General features: G+C 74.7%; 14 protein-coding genes. 9 read left to right on the forward strand and 5 right to left on the reverse strand.

Features of this window, described 5'->3' with window-relative positions; all coding sequences use genetic code 11:
- Positions 1–270 precede the first annotated feature (270 nt).
- Positions 271–963 carry a helix-hairpin-helix domain-containing protein gene (locus C593_RS0107500; protein ID WP_018846679.1) on the forward strand — a complete coding sequence of 231 codons (693 nt, stop codon included), beginning with the start codon at positions 271–273 and terminating at the stop codon, positions 961–963.
- The gene (locus tag C593_RS0107505) at positions 960–3,539 is read left to right on the forward strand and encodes a ComEC/Rec2 family competence protein (protein WP_018846680.1); all 2,580 of its coding nucleotides are present in this window, start codon (positions 960–962) and stop codon (positions 3,537–3,539) included. Before C593_RS0107500 ends, C593_RS0107505 begins: the two co-directional genes overlap by 4 nt.
- Positions 3,540–3,617: 78 nt before the next feature.
- Here C593_RS0107505 and C593_RS0107510 read toward each other — a convergent pair whose 3' ends face one another.
- Complete coding sequence (locus C593_RS0107510) at positions 3,618–4,085, reverse strand: pyridoxamine 5'-phosphate oxidase family protein (RefSeq protein WP_026277453.1); 468 nt, start codon at positions 4,083–4,085, stop codon at positions 3,618–3,620.
- Positions 4,086–4,210: 125 nt separating this feature from the next.
- On the opposite strand from C593_RS0107510, the gene C593_RS0107515 reads away from it, so the two are divergent.
- From C593_RS0107515 to holA, 3 genes are all read left to right on the forward strand, one after another.
- The gene (locus C593_RS0107515; protein ID WP_018846682.1) at positions 4,211–5,059 is read left to right on the forward strand and encodes an arylamine N-acetyltransferase; all 849 of its coding nucleotides are present in this window, start codon (positions 4,211–4,213) and stop codon (positions 5,057–5,059) included.
- A 22-nt stretch (positions 5,060–5,081) separates the two neighbouring features.
- Positions 5,082–5,327, forward strand: coding sequence for a hypothetical protein (locus C593_RS0107520; RefSeq protein ID WP_078521245.1), 246 nt, complete (start codon positions 5,082–5,084; stop codon positions 5,325–5,327).
- A gap of 100 nt (positions 5,328–5,427) precedes the next feature.
- Positions 5,428–6,414 (forward strand): DNA polymerase III subunit delta, encoded by a 987-nt coding sequence (gene holA, locus C593_RS0107525; RefSeq protein ID WP_020610257.1) that lies wholly within the window; start codon positions 5,428–5,430, stop codon positions 6,412–6,414.
- A 308-nt stretch (positions 6,415–6,722) separates the two neighbouring features.
- Here holA and rpsT read toward each other — a convergent pair whose 3' ends face one another.
- On the reverse strand, positions 6,723–6,989 hold the full coding sequence (rpsT, locus tag C593_RS0107530) for a 30S ribosomal protein S20 (protein ID WP_018846685.1): 267 nt from the start codon (positions 6,987–6,989) through the stop codon (positions 6,723–6,725).
- 222 nt (positions 6,990–7,211) lie between these two features.
- On the opposite strand from rpsT, the gene lepA reads away from it, so the two are divergent.
- From lepA to hemW, 4 genes are all read left to right on the forward strand, one after another.
- A complete protein-coding gene (gene lepA, locus C593_RS0107535) occupies positions 7,212–9,077 on the forward strand; it encodes a translation elongation factor 4 (protein ID WP_026277456.1) in 1,866 nt (621 codons plus the stop codon).
- A 369-nt stretch (positions 9,078–9,446) separates the two neighbouring features.
- Positions 9,447–11,336 carry an AMP-dependent synthetase/ligase gene (locus C593_RS0107540; RefSeq protein ID WP_018846687.1) on the forward strand — a complete coding sequence of 630 codons (1,890 nt, stop codon included), beginning with the start codon at positions 9,447–9,449 and terminating at the stop codon, positions 11,334–11,336.
- Positions 11,337–11,539: 203 nt separating this feature from the next.
- On the forward strand, positions 11,540–13,687 hold the full coding sequence (locus tag C593_RS0107545) for a SpoIIE family protein phosphatase (protein ID WP_026277457.1): 2,148 nt from the start codon (positions 11,540–11,542) through the stop codon (positions 13,685–13,687).
- 139 nt (positions 13,688–13,826) lie between these two features.
- Positions 13,827–15,059 carry a radical SAM family heme chaperone HemW gene (gene hemW, locus C593_RS0107550; RefSeq protein WP_018846689.1) on the forward strand — a complete coding sequence of 411 codons (1,233 nt, stop codon included), beginning with the start codon at positions 13,827–13,829 and terminating at the stop codon, positions 15,057–15,059.
- Positions 15,060–15,084: 25 nt separating this feature from the next.
- On the opposite strand, the gene C593_RS0107555 is transcribed toward hemW, so the two are convergent.
- The 3 genes from C593_RS0107555 to C593_RS0107565 form a co-directional block, all read right to left on the reverse strand.
- Positions 15,085–15,690, reverse strand: coding sequence for a hypothetical protein (locus C593_RS0107555; protein WP_018846690.1), 606 nt, complete (start codon positions 15,688–15,690; stop codon positions 15,085–15,087).
- Between the two features lie 148 nt (positions 15,691–15,838).
- On the reverse strand, positions 15,839–16,654 hold the full coding sequence (locus tag C593_RS0107560; RefSeq protein WP_018846691.1) for a DUF3097 domain-containing protein: 816 nt from the start codon (positions 16,652–16,654) through the stop codon (positions 15,839–15,841).
- A gap of 25 nt (positions 16,655–16,679) precedes the next feature.
- A complete protein-coding gene (locus C593_RS0107565) occupies positions 16,680–17,450 on the reverse strand; it encodes an MBL fold metallo-hydrolase (protein WP_018846692.1) in 771 nt (256 codons plus the stop codon).
- Positions 17,451–17,576: the final 126 nt, after the last annotated feature.

Below are 17,576 nucleotides of genomic sequence, written 5' to 3' on the forward strand. Positions count from 1 at the left end.
GAGGCGCTGTTCATGCCCCCGGCGGGCGCGTCGGCGCCGGTCCCGGGCGCAGGGCCCTCCGGCCGGCCGCCGTCCGTTCCTCGCCCTGGCGGGGCACAGAGGGCGGAAGGCCGCGCCCCGGTGGACGAGCCACCACGGCCCGGCCCGCCAGGTACGACGCCGGGCGTGGCCGGCCTGCCAGATGGGCCCCCTGCGCCGGCTCTGCCCGACGCAGCGGGCGCGGGGGCCGGCAGCGGGCGGATGGCCCTGGGCACTGCTGCGGAACCGGGCGTGGGCTCGCGGTGGACCGCGTTGCGGGAGCGGCTGCCGCTCTGGGTGCAGCTCCGCTGCGGGCTCGAACCGCGCACTCTCGCGGCTCTGGCCGTCGTCCTCGTGGCCGCCGGGCTCTTCGCCGTCCAGCACTTCTGGTCCGGCCGCCCGCAACCGGTGGCCGCGCCGGAGGTGGTCCGGCAGGGCGAGGTCCGGGCGGCGGACGACGATCGCCCCGCCGGCCCACCCGGCGGGGCCCTCCCGGGGGCCGTCACCGCCGCGCCCTCGGCCCGGATCGTCGTGGACGTGAGCGGCAAGGTGCGCAAGCCGGGTGTGCTGCGGCTGCCCGCCGGCTCACGGGTCGACGACGCCCTGGAGGCCGCCGGGGGAGTGGAGCGCGGCGCGGATCTGACCGGGCTCAACCGGGCCCGCGTCCTGAACGACGGCGAACAGGTGGTGGTCGGACTGCCGATGGCCGTCGCCGCAGGCCCGGTGGCCGGGGCTGCGGGAGACGGGGGCTCCGCTCCGGTCAGTCTGAACACCGCCACCGCCGAGCAGTTGGAGACACTGCCGGGCGTCGGCCCCGTGCTCGCCCAGCACATCATCGACCACCGCACGCGCAACGGCGGCTTCCGCACGGTCGAGGAACTGCGCGACGTGAACGGGATCGGCGAACGGCGGTTCGCCGATCTGCAGGGCAAGGTGCGGCCATGAACCGGGCCGCACCGGGGGCCGTGCTGCGGCCGCCGTCCGCCGCCACGGGCGCTCGCCGCGCGGACGACGGTCCGCACCCGCCCCGGTGGGGCGGGGAGGGCCCGGCCGACCTCCGGCTCGTACCGCTCGCCCTCGCGGCCTGGGGCGCGGCCGCCCTGGCCCTCGGGGTGCCGGGCCGGGCGACCGCGGTGGGGGTGGTCGTCTCCGTGTCGGCGGCCGGTGCGCTGCTGCTCGCCGGGCACACGGGCGGCGGCCACCGGACCGGGCGGGACGCGTCTGCCCGAGCCCTGCGCGACCCCGGTGCCGGACTCCGGCTCCGGGCCACGGCCGTCGCGGGCGCCCTGCTGTGCGCCGCCGCCGGGGCGACCGTCGCGGGCCTGCATGTGGCGGACCTGCGGCGTGGCCCGCTGCCGGAGCTGGCCCGGCAGGGCGTGGTCGTCACCGCCGAGGTGGCGGTGCGTTCCGACCCGCGCCCGCTGCTGCCCAAGGCCGTCGGCGACCGCACGGCACCGGAGGCGATCGTGTTCGACGCGGAGGCGGTTCATGTCCGGGGGCCGCACGGCGAGAGCACCGACCTCCGCACACCGGTGCTGGTCCTGGTCACGGCCGCGGGGCGGGACAGCGACTGGCGGAGTCTGCTGCCCTCGACCCGCCTGGCGCTGTCCGGGAGCCTCGCGCCCCCGCAGCGTCCGGACGACCGCTTCGCCGCCGTGCTGCGGGTCCGGGCGGGATCGGGCCCACGGGTCACCGGCCCGCCGACCACTGCCCAGCGATTCGCCGGGGACCTGCGCGCCGGCCTGCGCGAGGCGACCGGCGAACTGCCGCCGGACGCCAGGGCTTTGCTCCCCGGTCTGGTCGTCGGCGACACCTCCCGGATGCCCGCCGACCTCCAGGAGGCGTTCGAGGCGACGGACCTGACCCACCTCACCGCCGTCAGCGGAAGCAACCTCACGATCGTGCTCCTGCTGCTCATCGGCCCGCCTGGCCGGGCACTGCTCGCCGAACGAGGGGGTCTGGCACCTCGCCTGGGCATCACCCTGCGGAACACGGCGCTCCTCGGCGGCGGCCTGGTGCTGGCGTTCGTCGTGGTCTGCCGTCCCGAGCCGAGTGTTCTGCGGGCGGCCGCCTGCGGCCTCGTCACCCTGCTCGCCATCGCCACCGGGCGCCGCCGGTCCCTGCTGCCCGCCCTGGCGGCGGCCGTCCTGCTGCTGGTGCTCTACGACCCCTGGCTGGCGCGCAGTTACGGCTTTCTGCTGTCCGTGCTGGCGACCGGCGCCCTCCTGACGCTCGCGCCTCGCTGGAGTGCGGCCCTCCAAGGCAGAGGCGTCCCGCCGCGGATCGCCGAGGCCCTGGCCGCTGCCGCCGCCGCGCAGGCGGTCTGCGGACCCGTGGTCGCGGTGTTCGCGGCCCGGGTCAGCCTGGTGGCCATCCCGTGCAACCTGGCCGCGGAGCTCGCCGTCGCACCCGCCACCGTTCTCGGGTTCGCCGCGCTGGGCGCCGCACCCGTGGCCATGCCCGTCGCGGAGGTGATCGCCTGGTGCGCCGGGTGGCCCGCGGGCTGGATCGCCGTCGTCGCGCGGTGCGGGGCGGAGCTGCCCGGTGCGGGGCTGCACTGGCCCGGTGGCTGGTCCGGAGGGCTGCTGCTCGCCGTGGTCACCCTCACGGTCGTCGTCCTCGCCCGGCGGCTGCCACGGCATCCGCTGGCCGGGGCGGTCTGCGTCCTGCTGCTCCTCCTGGTGGTCGCCCGCCCGGCGCCCCTCACCCGGGTGGTCACGGGCTGGCCGCCGCCCGACTGGGACTACGTGATGTGCGATGTCGGGCAAGGAGACAGCACCGTCGTGTCGGTGGGGGAGGGCAGGGCCGTGGTCGTCGACGCGGGGCCGGACCCCGAGCCGGCCGACCGCTGCCTGCGCGAACTGGGCGTGACCAGCGTGCCCCTGCTGGTCGTGACCCACTTCCACGCCGACCATGTCGCCGGTCTTCCCGGGGTGCTCGGCGGGCGGAGTGTGGGCGCGATCCAGACCACGCACCTGGAGGAACCCGCCGCACAGGCCGAGTTCGTCGACCGGACCGCGGCCCGGGCCGGGGTGGAGGTGATCCGGGCAGCCCCCGGTGAGCGCCGGCGGGCCGGGGGCGTCGAGTGGGAGGTCCTGTGGCCGGATCACCGGCCCGGGGCGGTGGCCGGCGGCGCGAACGACGCCAGTGTGACGCTGCTGGTCCGCGTCGAGGGCGGTCCGACGCTGCTGCTCCTGGGCGACCTGGAGCCGCCCGCCCAGCAGGCACTGCTCCGGGCCCGCCCGATGCTGCCCCGGGTGGATGTGCTCAAGGTGGCCCACCACGGCTCGGCCCACCAGCACGCGGCGCTCGCCGCGGAGGTCCGGCCGAGACTGGCGCTCGTGAGCTGCGGCCGGGACAACCCCTACGGGCACCCCTCACCCCGCACGGTCGGGCTGCTGCGATCGCTGGGTGCGCTGGTCCTGCGGACCGACCGCGACGGCTCGATCGCCGTGAGCGGCACGGGATCCCGGCTGCGGGCGGTCACGAGCCGCGGGCCGCCGCGTGGGGAGGGCCCGTGACCGGCCGCGGGTCCGGGCTCGCGCTCCCGCTGGGGCCGGCCCGGGGGCACGCTTCCCGCGAGGGCCGCCGGTCCGGGTTCACGCCTGCGGTGAGGCGAGCCAGTGGCCGTCGCGCATGATCAGGCGGTCGGCCAGCTCGTTGACCTCCCGCCAGGCGCGGACCTGCCGAGGGGTGATCCGCAGGTACACCCACCGCCTCTGCTCCCTCGGGTCCCAGCCCAGCTTCGCCGCGAAGGCGTCGGCCGAGGCGGCGTCCAGGTCACCGCCCTCCACGGTCTCGGCGTCGCCCTCGACGAGGACCACGTCGCGGGTGTGGCCGAGGCTGACCACGCAGCGGCCGCGCGGCGTCACGTTCCGGGCGGTCGGGTTGGTGCGGCGGGTGGACATCAGCAGTGTGCTCCCGTCCCAGTGGAAGGAGAGAGGCACCGAGCACGGCCGGCCGTCGGGGGATGCGGTCGCCACCCAGGCGTCCTCGTCGTCGGCGAGGCGGCGGAGGGCGTCCCGCACGCGCTGTTCCCGGCTTCGCGCCGGCTCCGGGGTCGTCATGATCCCGACGCTAGGCCGCCGGGCTCGCCCGGCGCCCTCGGACGACCGGCCGAGGCGGTCTCCGCCGCACGGCCTAGGACGGACCCGGTTGGCGTCACCCGGGTCCGCCTCGGAAGACTGTCCGCATGGGAACCATCGAGGAACGGCGGGACCGGGCGGGCGGGTTGTCCGCGGAGGCCGTCGACGCCTATCTGCGGCGCATCGGAGCCGCCCGGCCGGAGCGCGCGGACGGCGCGGCCCTGCGGGAGCTCCAGGTACGGCACCTGCTGTCCGTGCCCTTCGAGAACCTGTCGGTGCACCGGCGTGAGGAGGTGGTGCTGGAGGAGGTACGTCTCGTCGCGAAGATCGTCGAGCGTCACCGGGGCGGCTTCTGCTACGAACTCAACGGTGCCTTCGCCGCGTTGCTGCGGGCGCTGGGCTACGGGGTCACCCTCCACCAGGCCCGGGTGTTCGGCGGGGACGGCACTCTCGGCATCCCGTACGACCATCTGGCGCTCCGGGTGGAGCCGGCCGACGGTACGGGGCCGTGGCTGGCGGATGTGGGGTTCGGCGACCACTCCCGGTGGCCGCTGCTGCTGGACGCGCGGTCGGACCAGGAGGACCCGGCCGGGGTGTTCCGGCTGCTGGACGGCCCGGGGCACGGGGACCTCGATCTGCTCCGCGGCGGGGTGCCGCAGTTCCGGCTGGACACCAGGCCGCGGGCGCTCGCCGAGTTCGAGGTCGGCAGCTGGTACCACCGCACCTGTCCCGCCTCGCACTTCACCGCCTCGCTGGTCTGTTCGCGGTTCACCGAGGAGGGCCGGGTCACCCTGTCGGGGCGGAAACTGGTGACGACCGTGCGCGGCGAGCGCTCGGAACGTCTACTGGGGAGCGACCGGGAGGTGCTGGACGCCTACCGGGAGCACTTCGGGCTGGAACCGGGTGAGGTGCCGGAGGTCGCGGTGTTCGCCCCGACCGGGCCGGTGGCCGTCTGAACGGGCGCGGCACAATGCGGGGGTGAGCGAAGTGAGACATGTGCTGGTGCTGCCCGACCGTGACACGGCCGAGGAGGTCGCGGAGTCCCTCGGTGACCGCTTCGGGGTGGCCGAGGAGCCCCAGTTGGTGCGGGACGCCCTCGCGGGGGAGGACGACGCCGAGGACGCGCAGTGGCTGGTGGTCGTCGAGGACCCGGACGGCCGGCTGGACGCGCTCGCCCTGGACGAGTTCGTCGCGGGCTGGGACGGGTGGCGCGAGGAGTCCTGACCGGGAGGTGCCCGCCGGGGCTCGTGGACCGGAGCGGCCGGACGCTGGCCGACAGCCCTGGCGCCCAAGGCTGTCGGTGGTGCGTGGGATGCTTGCCACGATGGCCAGGAACAGTTCGACCGACGACCCGCTCGCCCCCGTGACCCTCGCCGTGGGCCAGGAGGATCTTCTGCTGGACCGCGCGGTCCAGCAGGTGGTCGCCGCCGCCCGCGCGGCGGACGCCGACACGGACGTGCGCGACCTCACCGCCGACCAGGTGCAGCCCGGCACCCTCGACGAGTTGACCAGCCCCTCGCTCTTCGCCGAGCGCAAGGTCGTGATCGTGCGCAACGCGCAGGACCTCTCCGCCGACACGATCAAGGACGTGAAGGCGTATCTCGGCGCCCCGGCCGAGGAGATCACCCTCGTCCTGCTGCACCCGGGCGGCGCGAAGGGCAAGGGCGTCCTGGACGCGGCCCGCAAGGCCGGAGCGCGTGAGGTCGCCTGCCCGAAGACCACCAAGCCCGCCGAGCGGCTGACCTTCGTGCGCCAGGAGTTCAGGTCCCTCGGCCGGTCCGCGACCCCCGAGGCCTGCCAGGCCCTGGTGGACGCGATCGGCAGCGATCTGCGGGAGCTCGCCTCCGCCGTGTCCCAGCTCACGGCGGACGTGGAGGGCACCGTCGACGAGGCCGTGGTCGCGCGCTACTACACGGGCCGCGCCGAGGCGTCGAGCTTCACCATCGCGGACCGGGCGGTGGAGGGCAGGGCGGCGGAGGCGTTGGAGGCGCTGCGCTGGTCCCTCTCCACGGGCGTGGCCCCGGTCCTGATCACCAGCGCGCTGGCGCAGGGCGTCCGGGCGATCGGGAAGCTGCTGACCGCGCGCGGGGGCCGCCCCGCCGACCTCGCCCGTGAGCTGGGTATGCCGCCCTGGAAGATCGACCGTGTCCGCCGGCAGATGCGCGGCTGGACCGCGGACGGCGTCGCCGTCGCCCTGCGGGCGGTCGCCGAGGCCGACGCGGGCGTGAAGGGAGGGGGCGACGACCCGGAGTACGCCCTGGAGAAGGCGGTCGTCGCCGTCGCCCGCGCCGCCCGCACCCGTCGCGCCTGACCCACCGGCCCGGGCGTGGCCGGGGCCTCCCGCCCGCGCCCGGCCCGCCCGCGCGATGACCGGCCGCGCCCGGCCCGCCGCCGGCGCGCCCGTCCCGCGCCCCGCCCGGACCCCGGCGCACGCGAGCGGCCATGACAAGGGCCCCGGTGGCCGTCCTGGGGAAGGACGGCCACCGGGGCCCCTGTCTCATGCTCGGTGCGCCGCACCCGCGTGGCGAACGCAGGCCGCGTGCGGCGCGGAGGGTGCTGTCCGGGAGCGGAAGAGAGGGCCCGCTGGGTCCCCGACAGCGATCAGTTCAGATGCGGTGCTCAGCCCTGGAGGGAGGCGACCTTGGAAGCCAGCGCCGACTTCTTGTTGGCGGCGGCGTTCTTGTGGATGACACCCTTGGAGACGGCCTTGTCGAGCTGACGGGAAGCGGCACGGGCCGCCACGGTCGCCTTCTCGGCGTCGCCGGCGGCGACGGCCTCGCGGGCCTTGCGGATCGCGGTCTTGAGCGACGACTTGACGGCCTTGTTGCGCAGGCGCGCCTTCTCGTTCGTCTTGTTCCGCTTGATCTGGGACTTGATGTTCGCCACGAAAAGAGCCTTCTCAGGTTCGATGATCTGTGATCTTGCAGGGTGCGTCCCGCACATGAGAGGGCACGAGACACAGCTCGTCAGGCTACCAGCAGGCACTCGGGTGGCCCAAACCGGGCGCAGTCCCGCGCGCATGGGACGATAGGAGCCTGCGTATCGATCCGACACCGTCCCGAGGCGAGCCTCACCGACCCGGCGTCTGCCGAAGAATCAGGACCCTGCGTGCCCGCGACTCCTCCCTCCGTGCCCGAGCCGAGCCGTACCGACCCGGCGCTGATCCGCAACTTCTGCATCATCGCGCACATCGACCACGGCAAGTCCACGCTTGCCGACCGGATGCTCCAGCTCACCGGTGTCGTCGAACAGCGGCAGATGCGCGCGCAGTACCTCGACCGGATGGACATCGAGCGCGAGCGCGGCATCACGATCAAGTCCCAGGCCGTCCGCCTGCCGTGGAGCCCCACCGAGGGTGAGGGGCAGGGCCGGACGCACATCCTCAACATGATCGACACCCCCGGCCACGTGGACTTCACCTATGAGGTGTCCCGGTCCCTGGCCGCCTGCGAGGGCACGATCCTGCTGGTCGACGCCGCCCAGGGCATCGAGGCGCAGACGCTCGCCAACCTCTATCTCGCGATGGAGAACGACCTGGCGATCGTCCCCGTCCTCAACAAGATCGACCTGCCGGCCGCCCAGCCGGAGAAGTTCGCCGAGGAGCTGGCGAACCTGGTCGGCTGCGACCCCGACGACGTGCTGCGGGTCTCCGCGAAGACCGGTGTCGGCGTCGAGGCGCTGCTCGACCGGGTCGTCCGGGAGGTCCCGGCCCCCGTGGGCGTGGCCGACGCCCCGGCCCGCGCCATGATCTTCGACTCGGTCTACGACTCGTACCGCGGTGTCGTGACCTACGTCCGCGTCGTCGACGGCAAGCTCAGCAAGCGCGAGCGCATCCGGATGATGTCGACCGGCGCCACCCACGAACTGCTGGAGATCGGCACCAACTCGCCCGAGATGCTCCCGGCCGACGGCCTGGGCGTCGGCGAGGTGGGCTATCTGATCACGGGTGTGAAGGACGTCCGCCAGTCCAAGGTCGGCGACACGATCACCCAGCTCACCAAGGGCGCCACCGAGGCCCTCGGCGGCTACAAGGACCCGAAGCCCATGGTCTTCTCGGGCCTGTACCCGCTGGACGGCTCGGACTACCCGGAGCTGCGCGACGCCCTGGACAAGCTGCTCCTCAACGACGCGGCCCTGGTCTACGAGCCGGAGACCTCCGCGGCCCTCGGCTTCGGCTTCCGCGTCGGCTTCCTCGGCCTGCTCCACCTGGACGTCATCCGGGAGCGCCTGGAGCGGGAGTTCGGCCTCGACCTGATCGCGACCGCCCCGAACGTGGTCTACCGCGTGGTCATGGAGGACGGCACCGAGCACACCGTCACCAATCCGAGCGAGTTCCCCGAGGGCAAGATCGACGAGGTGTACGAGCCGGTCGTGCGCGCCACGATCCTCGCGCCCAGCGAGTTCATCGGTTCGATCATGGAGCTGTGCCAGAACCGGCGCGGCACCCTGCTCGGCATGGACTACCTCTCCGAGGACCGGGTCGAGATCCGCTACACCCTCCCCCTCGCGGAGATCGTCTTCGACTTCTTCGACCAGCTGAAGTCCAAGACCCGCGGCTACGCCTCGCTCGACTACGAGCCCACCGGCGAGCAGTCCTCCAGCCTGGTCAAGGTCGACATCCTGCTGCACGGCGACAAGGTCGACGCCTTCTCCGCGATCACCCACAAGGACCAGGCGTACGCCTACGGTGTGCGGCTCGTCGCCAAGCTGCGCGAGCTGATCCCGCGGCAGGCGTTCGAGGTGCCCGTCCAGGCGGCCATCGGCTCGCGGGTCATCGCCCGCGAGACCATCCGGGCCATCCGCAAGGACGTCCTCGCCAAGTGCTACGGCGGTGACATCTCCCGTAAGCGGAAGCTGCTGGAGAAGCAGAAGGAGGGCAAGAAGCGGATGAAGATGGTCGGCTCCGTGGAGGTCCCCCAGGAGGCGTTCATCGCGGTGCTCTCCAGCGACGAGAGCGGCAAGCCGAAGAAGTAGCGCCCGCCCCCGGCCCGAAGGGCCCGCGGCCCGGCCCGCGACATCTCGGTCCGGCCCGCAACGCCCCGGCCCGGCACCCAGTGCCCCGGCCGGCCGCCGCCCCCGCCGCCCCCGCAGAAGCGCCCGTCCGTCCCGGACGGGCGCTTCTCGGCCATCCGCGCCCCGCCGCTCTCATCAAAAGTGCGCATGACCATGGCAAAGATTCAGTACTCCGAAGGGCGTAGCCGCGCTCCGTTCGTTATGAAGCGGCGCCCCGCAGACACTTACGCGCCGATCGAACGGGCTCTACCCTGATCACGGCTCGATGGTTACTCGCCAGTTAAACAACCAGCCAGTCGTGCAACGCTGCCCGCAGGCCCGGAGGACGTCGTGAGCGAAACCCAGACCCAGATCGAGAACCGGCCGCCCTCGGTGGCGACCCTCTTCGCCGAGCGGGTGGCGGCGACACCCGACAGCGAGGCGTACCGCTACCCGGTACCGCCCGCCTCCGGAACCGGGCCGGACGACTGGAAGTCGCTGAACTGGGCGCAGGCCGCCGGGCGCGTGTACGGCATCGCGGCCGGACTGATCGACCTCGGGATCAGTGCCGAGGACCGGGTCGCCCTCGCCTCCGCCACCCGGGTCGAGTGGATCCTCGCCGACCTCGGCGTGATGTGCGCGGGCGGCGCGACCACCACGGTCTACCCGTCCACCAACGCCGAGGAGTCGGCCTACATCCTCGCCGACTCCGAGAGCCGGGTGCTCATCGCGGAGGACGCCACCCAGCTCGCCAAGGCCCGTGAGCGCCGCGCCGAGCTGCCCGCCCTCGCGCATGTCGTCGTGATCGACGCGGACGGCGTCGAGGCCGACCCCGCCGACCCCGAGGGCTGGGTGCTGAGCCTCGCCGAGCTGGAGGCCCGCGGCGCCGCGTACCTGGAGAAGCACCCCGAGGCGGTCAAGGAGCGCGTCGCGGCCATCACAGCCGACCAGCTCGCGACCCTCATCTACACCTCCGGCACCACCGGCCGCCCCAAGGGTGTGCGCCTGCCGCACGACAACTGGTCCTACATGGCGAAGGCCATCGCCGCCACCGGCCTGGTCACCCGGGACGACGTGCAGTACCTGTGGCTGCCCCTCGCCCATGTCTTCGGCAAGGTGCTGACCTCCGGCCAGATCGAGGTCGGCCATGTCACGGCCGTCGACGGCCGGGTCGACAAGATCATCGAGAACCTGCCGGTCGTCCGGCCGACCTATATGGCCGCCGTGCCCCGCATCTTCGAGAAGGTCTACAACGGCGTCGCCGCCAAGGCCCGCGCGGGCGGCGGCGCGAAGTACAAGATCTTCCAGTGGGCCGCCGGGGTGGCCCGCGAGTACGCCAAGGTCACCCAGGACAACTTCCAGCGCACCGGCAACGCCACCGCGCCCTTCGGCCTGACCGCCAAGCACAAGGTCGCCGACGCCCTCGTCTACTCCAAGCTCCGCGAGGCCTTCGGCGGCCGGCTGCGCGCCGCCGTCTCCGGCTCGGCCGCGCTCGCCCCCGAGATCGGCTTCTTCTTCGCCGGCGCGGGCATCCACATCCTGGAGGGCTACGGTCTCACCGAGTCCAGCGCCGCCTCCTTCGTCAACCCGGGCGAGGCGTACCGCACCGGCACGGTCGGCAAGCCGGTGCCCGGCTGCGAGGTGCGTATCGCGGACGACGGCGAGATCCTGCTCCGCGGCCCCGGGATCATGGAGGGCTACCACAAGCTGCCCGAGAAGACGGCCGAGGTCCTGGAGCCGGACGGCTGGTTCCACACCGGTGACATCGGCGAGCTGTCCGCCGACGGCTACCTGCGCATCACCGACCGCAAGAAGGACCTGATCAAGACCTCCGGCGGCAAGTACATCGCGCCCGCCGAGGTCGAGGGCCAGTTCAAGGCCGTCTGCCCGTTCGTCTCCAACATCCTGGTACACGGCGCGGACCGGAACTTCTGCACCGCTCTGATCGCCCTGGACGAGGCCGCCATCCTCGGCTGGGCCGGGGAGAACGGCCTCGGCGGCAAGAGCTACGCGGAGGTCGTCGCCGATCCCCGGACCGAGCAGCTCATCGACGGCTATGTGCAGCGTCTCAACGAGGGCCTCCAGCGCTGGCAGACCATCAAGAAGTTCCGCCTGCTGCCGCGCGACCTGGACATCGAGCACGGTGAGCTGACGCCGAGCCTCAAGCTGAAGCGCCCGGTCGTGGAGAAGGAGTACAAGCACCTGATCGACGACATGTACGCGGGGGCCCGCGAGGGCTGACCGCGCCGGGACGCCCCCGGGAAGGCCCGACACGCCGCACGCCCCACGACACGGGGCGTGCGGCGTCGTCGTGCACCCGTCGCGCGACCAGCCACAATACGAAAGACCTCGCCCAGTTCGGTGACTCCGCGCACATGTGCGGGCTCGTTCTGTCACCCTGTCGGTGTCATAGCGGCGCACACAGCACCGACCAGGAGCCGCAGGTGGGGTCCATTCCGTTGCAGCGAGAGACCGGCAACCGCACGGCACCCACGGCGCCGGGATGGTCCGATCCCGGCGCCGACGGGGTGCGCGTCAGCCTGCCCGGCAGCCTGCTGGCCCCCGGCGCCGCCCGCCGTCTGGTGCGCGCCGCCGTGGCCGACTGGGTCGACGTCGGGCTCCTCGACGCCTGCGCCTGCCGGGTCGCCGGGGCGGACGGCTGCCCCGCCGGCGTCCCCTGCCCCGAGCGCCTCGCGGACGACGCGGCGCTCGTCGCGGGCGAACTCGTCACCAACGCGGTCGTGCACGCGGGGACCGCCGCCGAGCTGCGGTGCCGCTACGCCGAGGCCCGGGACGAGGAGTGCGCGGCCCTCGTCGTGGAGGTGTCCGACCACCACCCGGACCGGCCCGTGCACAGCCACCCGCACGGATCCGAGCAGTCCGGCACCCCGGACTACGGGCGCGGTCTGCATCTGGTGGCCGCCCTCGCCGACTGCTGGGGGATCAGCTACCGGGCCGCCGTGAAGACGGTCTGGGCCCGGGTGCCGCTCGACGGGCGCGGTATGCGTCCGAGGCCCGACGCCGACCACCCCGCGCACCAGGCCCTCGCCCTCGCCGGGGCCGTCGTCCCCCGCACCCCGCCCGGCCGGGACGAGTGGGACTGGCTGGCGCGCGGCGGGGCGGCCTCCTTCCTGGCGGAGGCGTCCGACCTGCTGGCCGGACAGCTGGACGAGGACCTGGTCGCGGCGCTGGCCGGGCAGATGCTGGTGCCCCGACTCGCGGACTGGTGCGCCGTGTGGCTGGACGCGGAGACGGGCCACCACGGGCCCGCGTCCGGCGGGCGGGCGGCGCCCGCGCCCCGGCTCTCGGGCGTCTGGCACCGGGACGAGGCGGCGGTCCAGCCGCTGCGGGCGGTGCTGGCGGCGCGGCCGCCCCTCGCCCCGGAACCGGGCGGGGCCGGGCCCCTGCCGTTCCCGTGGCCCGCCCCGGCCCTCGATGCGAGGCCCGCCCCCGCCGGCCCGGACGGCTCCCGTGCGGACGCGGCCCACTCCCTCGGCGCGGACGAGCCCGCCCCCGGGGGCTCCCGCCCGGACGTGGCCGCCGCCGGGGCCGGAGGCCCGGACGGTGCCCACGACTCCGGCGCGCCCGAGCACGGCGCCGCGTTCGCCCCCGCCCCCGGGGCCGCCCTCGCGTACCGGCTGGCCGTCGGGACGCGCGGGCTCGGTGTGCTGGTCGTCGGCCGGGAGGGCGGGAGCCGGCTCCCCGACGCGGTCACCGCCCTCGTCGAGGACTTCACGCGCCGGGTCGCCCTCGCGGTCAGCGCCGCCCGGGAGTACACCAGGCAGGCGACCATCAGCCGGGTCCTCCAGCGCGGCCTGCTGCCCAGCAAGGTAGGCCGCATCCCCGGTGTGGAGACCTGCCTCGTCTACGAGCCGAGCGGGGACGGCGTGGTCGGCGGCGACTTCTACGACGTGTTCCAGGCCGGAACCGGCGGGCGCTGGTGCTTCGTCCTCGGCGACGTCCAGGGCAGCGGCCCGGAGGCCGCCGTCGTCACCGGCCTCGCCCGGCCCTGGCTGCGGCTCCTCGCCCGGGAGGGCTACCAGGTCGGGCAGGTCCTCGACCGGCTCAACGGGCTCCTCCTCGACGACGCCGTGGAGGCCGCCGAGGCCGCCGCGCTCTACGCCACCGGCGGCCACGGCGCGGGGCTGGCCGACGACCGGCACTCCTCCCGCTTCCTCTCCCTGTTGCACGGCGAGGTGGTGCCCGCGCCCGACGGGTCCGGTGTGCGCTGCACCCTCGCCAGCGCCGGGCACCCGCTGCCGCTGCTCCTGCGGCCGGACGGGACGGTGACGCCCGTCGGCGAACCGCAGGTGCTGCTCGGGGTCGTGGAGGACGTCGCCTACGAGAGCTCGACCTTCGACCTGCGGCCCGGCGAGACACTGCTGTGCGTGACGGACGGGGTGACCGAGCGCCGCTCGGGGCCCCTGATGTTCGACGACGGCGACGGCCTCGCGGCGGTCCTCGCCCAGTGCGCGGGCCTGCCGGCGCAGGGTGTCGCGGACCGGATCCGCTCGGCGGTCCACGCGTTCGCGCAGACCCCGCCCGGGGACGACCTGGCCCTGCTGGTTCTCCAGGCGGCCGCCCCGGAGTAGCGGGCCCGGGTGCCGGTCCCGGCCGCCCCGGAGTAGCGGCCCCCGGCGTCCGTCGCGGTCACGGCCCCGGAGCGCGGCGCCCGGGAGCGGCCCCCGGCCTCCGTCCCGGTCACCGTCCCGGGTGACGGACAATGGACCAATGCCTTCCGTACTGCCCGACGGCGAGCCCGTGCCCGACGACGGCCGGCTGCCCGCCTCCGCGCTCCACGGCGCGGACGAGCGGCCGCTCGCCTTCTATCTGCACGTGCCCTACTGCGCGACCCGCTGCGGGTACTGCGACTTCAACACCTACACCGCCACCGAGCTGCGCGGCTCCGGTGGTGTCCTCGCCTCCCGGGACAACTACGCGGAGACCCTCGCCGACGAGATCCGCCTCGCCCGCAAGGTGCTGGGCGACGACCCGCGCGCGGTGCGGACCGTGTTCGTCGGCGGCGGCACCCCGACCCTGCTCGCCGCGGACGACCTCGTGCGGATGCTGGACGTGATCCGCCAGGAGTTCTCCCTCGCCGACGACGCCGAGATCACCACCGAGGCCAACCCCGAGTCCGTCGACCCGGCCTATCTGGCCGCGCTGCGGGCGGGCGGCTTCAACCGGATCTCCTTCGGGATGCAGAGCGCCCGGCAGCACGTCCTCAAGGTCCTCGACCGCACCCACACCCCCGGCCGCCCCGAGGCATGCGTCGCCGAGGCCAGGTCGGCGGGCTTCGAGCACGTCAACCTCGACCTGATCTACGGCACCCCCGGCGAGAGCGACGAGGACTGGCGGGCCACCCTGGACGCGGCGACCGGGGCGGGCCCCGACCATGTCTCGGCGTACGCGCTGATCGTGGAGGAGGGCACCGGGCTCGCCCGCCGCATCCGGCGCGGCGAGGTCCCGATGACCGACGACGATGTGCACGCCGACCGCTACCTCATCGCGGACGAGCTCCTCGGCGCGGCCGGCTACGACTGGTACGAGGTCTCCAACTGGGCCCGCTCCGAGGCCGCCCGCTGCCTCCACAACGAGCTGTACTGGCGCGGTGCCGACTGGTGGGGCGCGGGCCCCGGCGCGCACAGCCATGTCGGCGGTGTGCGCTGGTGGAACGTGAAGCACCCCGGCGCGTACGCCGCCGCTCTGGCCGAGGGCCGCTCGCCGGGCGCGGGCCGCGAACTCCTCTCCGACGAGGACCGCAGGGTGGAGCGCGTCCTGCTGGAACTGCGCCTGCGCGAGGGCGTCCCCGTCGACCTGCTGCGCGAGGCGGGCCGGGCCGCCGCCGCCCGCGCCCTCGCGGACGGCCTCCTCGACCCCGCCCCCTACGCCGACGGCCGGGCCGCCCTCACCCTGCGCGGACGCCTCCTCGCGGACGCGGTGGTCCGCGACCTGGTGGACTGACCCTCCCCGGCCGGGGGAGCGCAGCTCAGGGGCGGAGGCCGGTCCGGGCGAGGGTGGCCGCGCTGAGAGCGGCGATGACCTCCGGGTCGCCCCGGCGCCAGGCACCGGCGAAACCACCGGGCGGGACGGGCAGCCCGGCGAGGGCGCCCGGGGGCCCGGTCAGGGCACGCAGGGCCAGCAGGTCGGCGCCGCCCGGCTGGTCGGCGAGACGGCGGACGAGTGCGCTGCGCCGCATCCAGAGCAGGCGCGGCGGGATCCAGAGCAGCAGGAGCAGCAGCACCGGGGCGGCGATCAGCACCGCGGTCGTCACATCGGCGACCTGGGTGACGGTCTCCTGGAACGACACCCCGGCGTCCGCGAACCCGGCACTCGCCTCGGCGGCCGACCGCAGGGGCCGCTCCAGGATTCCGCCGACGAAGGGGAGGTCCGAGGCGGCTTCCCCGGCGCCGGCGAGTTGCTCGGCGAGGCCGTCGCCGGACTCCTCGACTTTCCGTCCCGGCGCGGCCAGCCGCAGGATCGTGTCGCGGACGTGCAGGGCCGCCCACACCGTGACGGCGATCAGGGCCAGCGCGGTCAGGTCCACCAGCAGCTGGCGGTTCCGGCGGGCTGGGGTCTGGGCGTAGAGGCGCAACGGAGGGCTCCCGTTCGGGTCGGCAGGAGCGGGGTCCGCCGCGGTCGCCGTGCCGGGCCCGGTCCGGCCTCGGGCGCGGACCACCACGTTCCGGTACAGCAGAGTAGAGGGTGTGAATCCCCTTTTCCGGTAGGTGGGTGACGGGGCGTCAGGAAAGGGGCTCCTCCGGGGCCGTCACGAAGTCGATGAGTTCCTCGACGCGGCCCAGGAGTTCCGGTTCCAGATCCTTGTAGCTGCGGACGCGGGAGAGGATGTGCTGCCAGGCCGCGCCCGTGTTCTCCGGCCAGCCGAGGGCGCGGCAGACGCCCGTCTTCCAGTCCTGGCCGCGCGGGACGGCGGGCCAGGCGGGGATGCCGACGGAGGCGGGCTTCACCGCCTCCCAGACGTCGACATAGGGGTGGCCCACCACCAGGACGTGCGGGTCGTTCACCGAGGCCGCGATCCGGGACTCCTTGGAGCCCGCCACCAGGTGGTCCACGAGGACGCCCAGTCGGGCGTCCGGCCCGGGGCCGAACCCGGCGACGATCGCGGGGAGGTCGTCGACGCCCTCCAGGTACTCCACGACCACGCCCTCGATGCGCAGGTCGTCGCCCCAGACGCGTTCCACCAGCTCGGCGTCGTGGCGGCCCTCGACGTAGATCCGGCCCGCGCGGGCGACCCGGGCGCGCGCGCCGGGGACCGCGACGGAGCCCGAGGCGGTACGGGTGGGCCGGGCCGGGCCGGCGGCGGGGCGGACCAGGGTGACGGCCTTCCCCTCCAGCAGGAAGCCGCGCGGCTCCATCGGGAAGACCCGGTGCTTGCCGAACCGGTCCTCCAGGGTGACCGTGCCCGCCTCGCAGCGGATCACCGCCCCGCAGAAGCCCGTGGCCACCTCCTCCACGACCAGGTCGGGCTCCGCGGGGACCTCGGGGGCGGGAGCCGAACGCTTCCAGGGCGGCGTCAGATCAGGGCTGTAGCTGCGCATTCGCCCGACAATACGGCCGGTCGCCCTACGACACGCCGAAGCGCGCGGCCAGCTCCTCGCGCTGCCGGCGCACGAACGCGGCGTCCACCACGGCCCCGTGGCCCGGTACGTACAGCGCGTCCTCGCCGCCGAGGGCGAGCAGCCGGTCGAGGGCGGCGGGCCAGCGCGAGGCGATGGCGTCCGGTCCCGCCTGCGGCTCCCCGGACTCCTCGACCAGGTCGCCGCAGAAGACGACCTCCCGCTCACCGGGCACCAGCAGCGCCAGGTCGTGGCCGCTGTGGCCGGGGCCCACGTTGGCGAGCAGCACCTGCCGGCCGCCCAGGTCGAGGGTGCACTCCCCGGTGACGGTGTGCCCGGGCAGCACCAGGGCGCCGGTGGCCTCGGCCGCCTCCTCGGGCGGGACGCCGTGGCGCACCGCGTCCGCGCGGAGCGCGTCCCGGTCCCGGGCCAGCAGGGTGTCCGCGCCCACCGCCGCGTGCACGGCGGCCCCGGGGAAGGCCGGGGTGCCGAGGACATGATCGAAGTGGGGATGGCTCAGTGCGATGTGCGTCACGTGCGGCACGGGCGCGGCGGGGGAGTGACGGGCCTCGCCGAGGAGGGCCGCCACCTGGGCGCGCAGCTCCGCGCCCTCGCGGAGCGAGGAGCCCGTGTCGTAGAGCAGTACCGCGTCCCGCCCGACGACCAGGCCGGCGGTCGCGTCCCAGACCGGGAGTCTGCGCCGCCCCACCCCGTCCGCCAGCCGTTCCCAGCCCGCCGCTTCCCAGGCGATGTCCCGTGCCGCCGTGTCCGTACCCATGCCCCGACGCTATCCGCCCGCCGCGCCGGCGGGTGCGGGGCGGGCGGTGTGACGAGTCGCGCGCCGCCGCCCTTGCTTGGGGTGTACCCGGCAGCCGTACACTGGCCGGGGCACCGCTGGCACTCG

The sequence above is a fragment of the Streptomyces sp. CNT372 genome, from assembly GCF_000377145.1.

Coding starts and splice junctions, on each gene's coding strand:
- C593_RS0107505 (WP_018846680.1), top strand. CDS start 960: ATGAACCGGGCCGCACCGGGGGCCGTGCTGCGGCCGCCGTCCGCCGCC.
- C593_RS0107510 (WP_026277453.1), bottom strand. CDS start 4,085: ATGACGACCCCGGAGCCGGCGCGAAGCCGGGAACAGCGCGTGCGGGAC.
- C593_RS0107515 (WP_018846682.1), top strand. CDS start 4,211: ATGGGAACCATCGAGGAACGGCGGGACCGGGCGGGCGGGTTGTCCGCG.
- holA (WP_020610257.1), top strand. CDS start 5,428: ATGGCCAGGAACAGTTCGACCGACGACCCGCTCGCCCCCGTGACCCTC.
- hemW (WP_018846689.1), top strand. CDS start 13,827: ATGCCTTCCGTACTGCCCGACGGCGAGCCCGTGCCCGACGACGGCCGG.
- C593_RS0107560 (WP_018846691.1), bottom strand. CDS start 16,654: ATGCGCAGCTACAGCCCTGATCTGACGCCGCCCTGGAAGCGTTCGGCT.
- C593_RS0107565 (WP_018846692.1), bottom strand. CDS start 17,450: ATGGGTACGGACACGGCGGCACGGGACATCGCCTGGGAAGCGGCGGGC.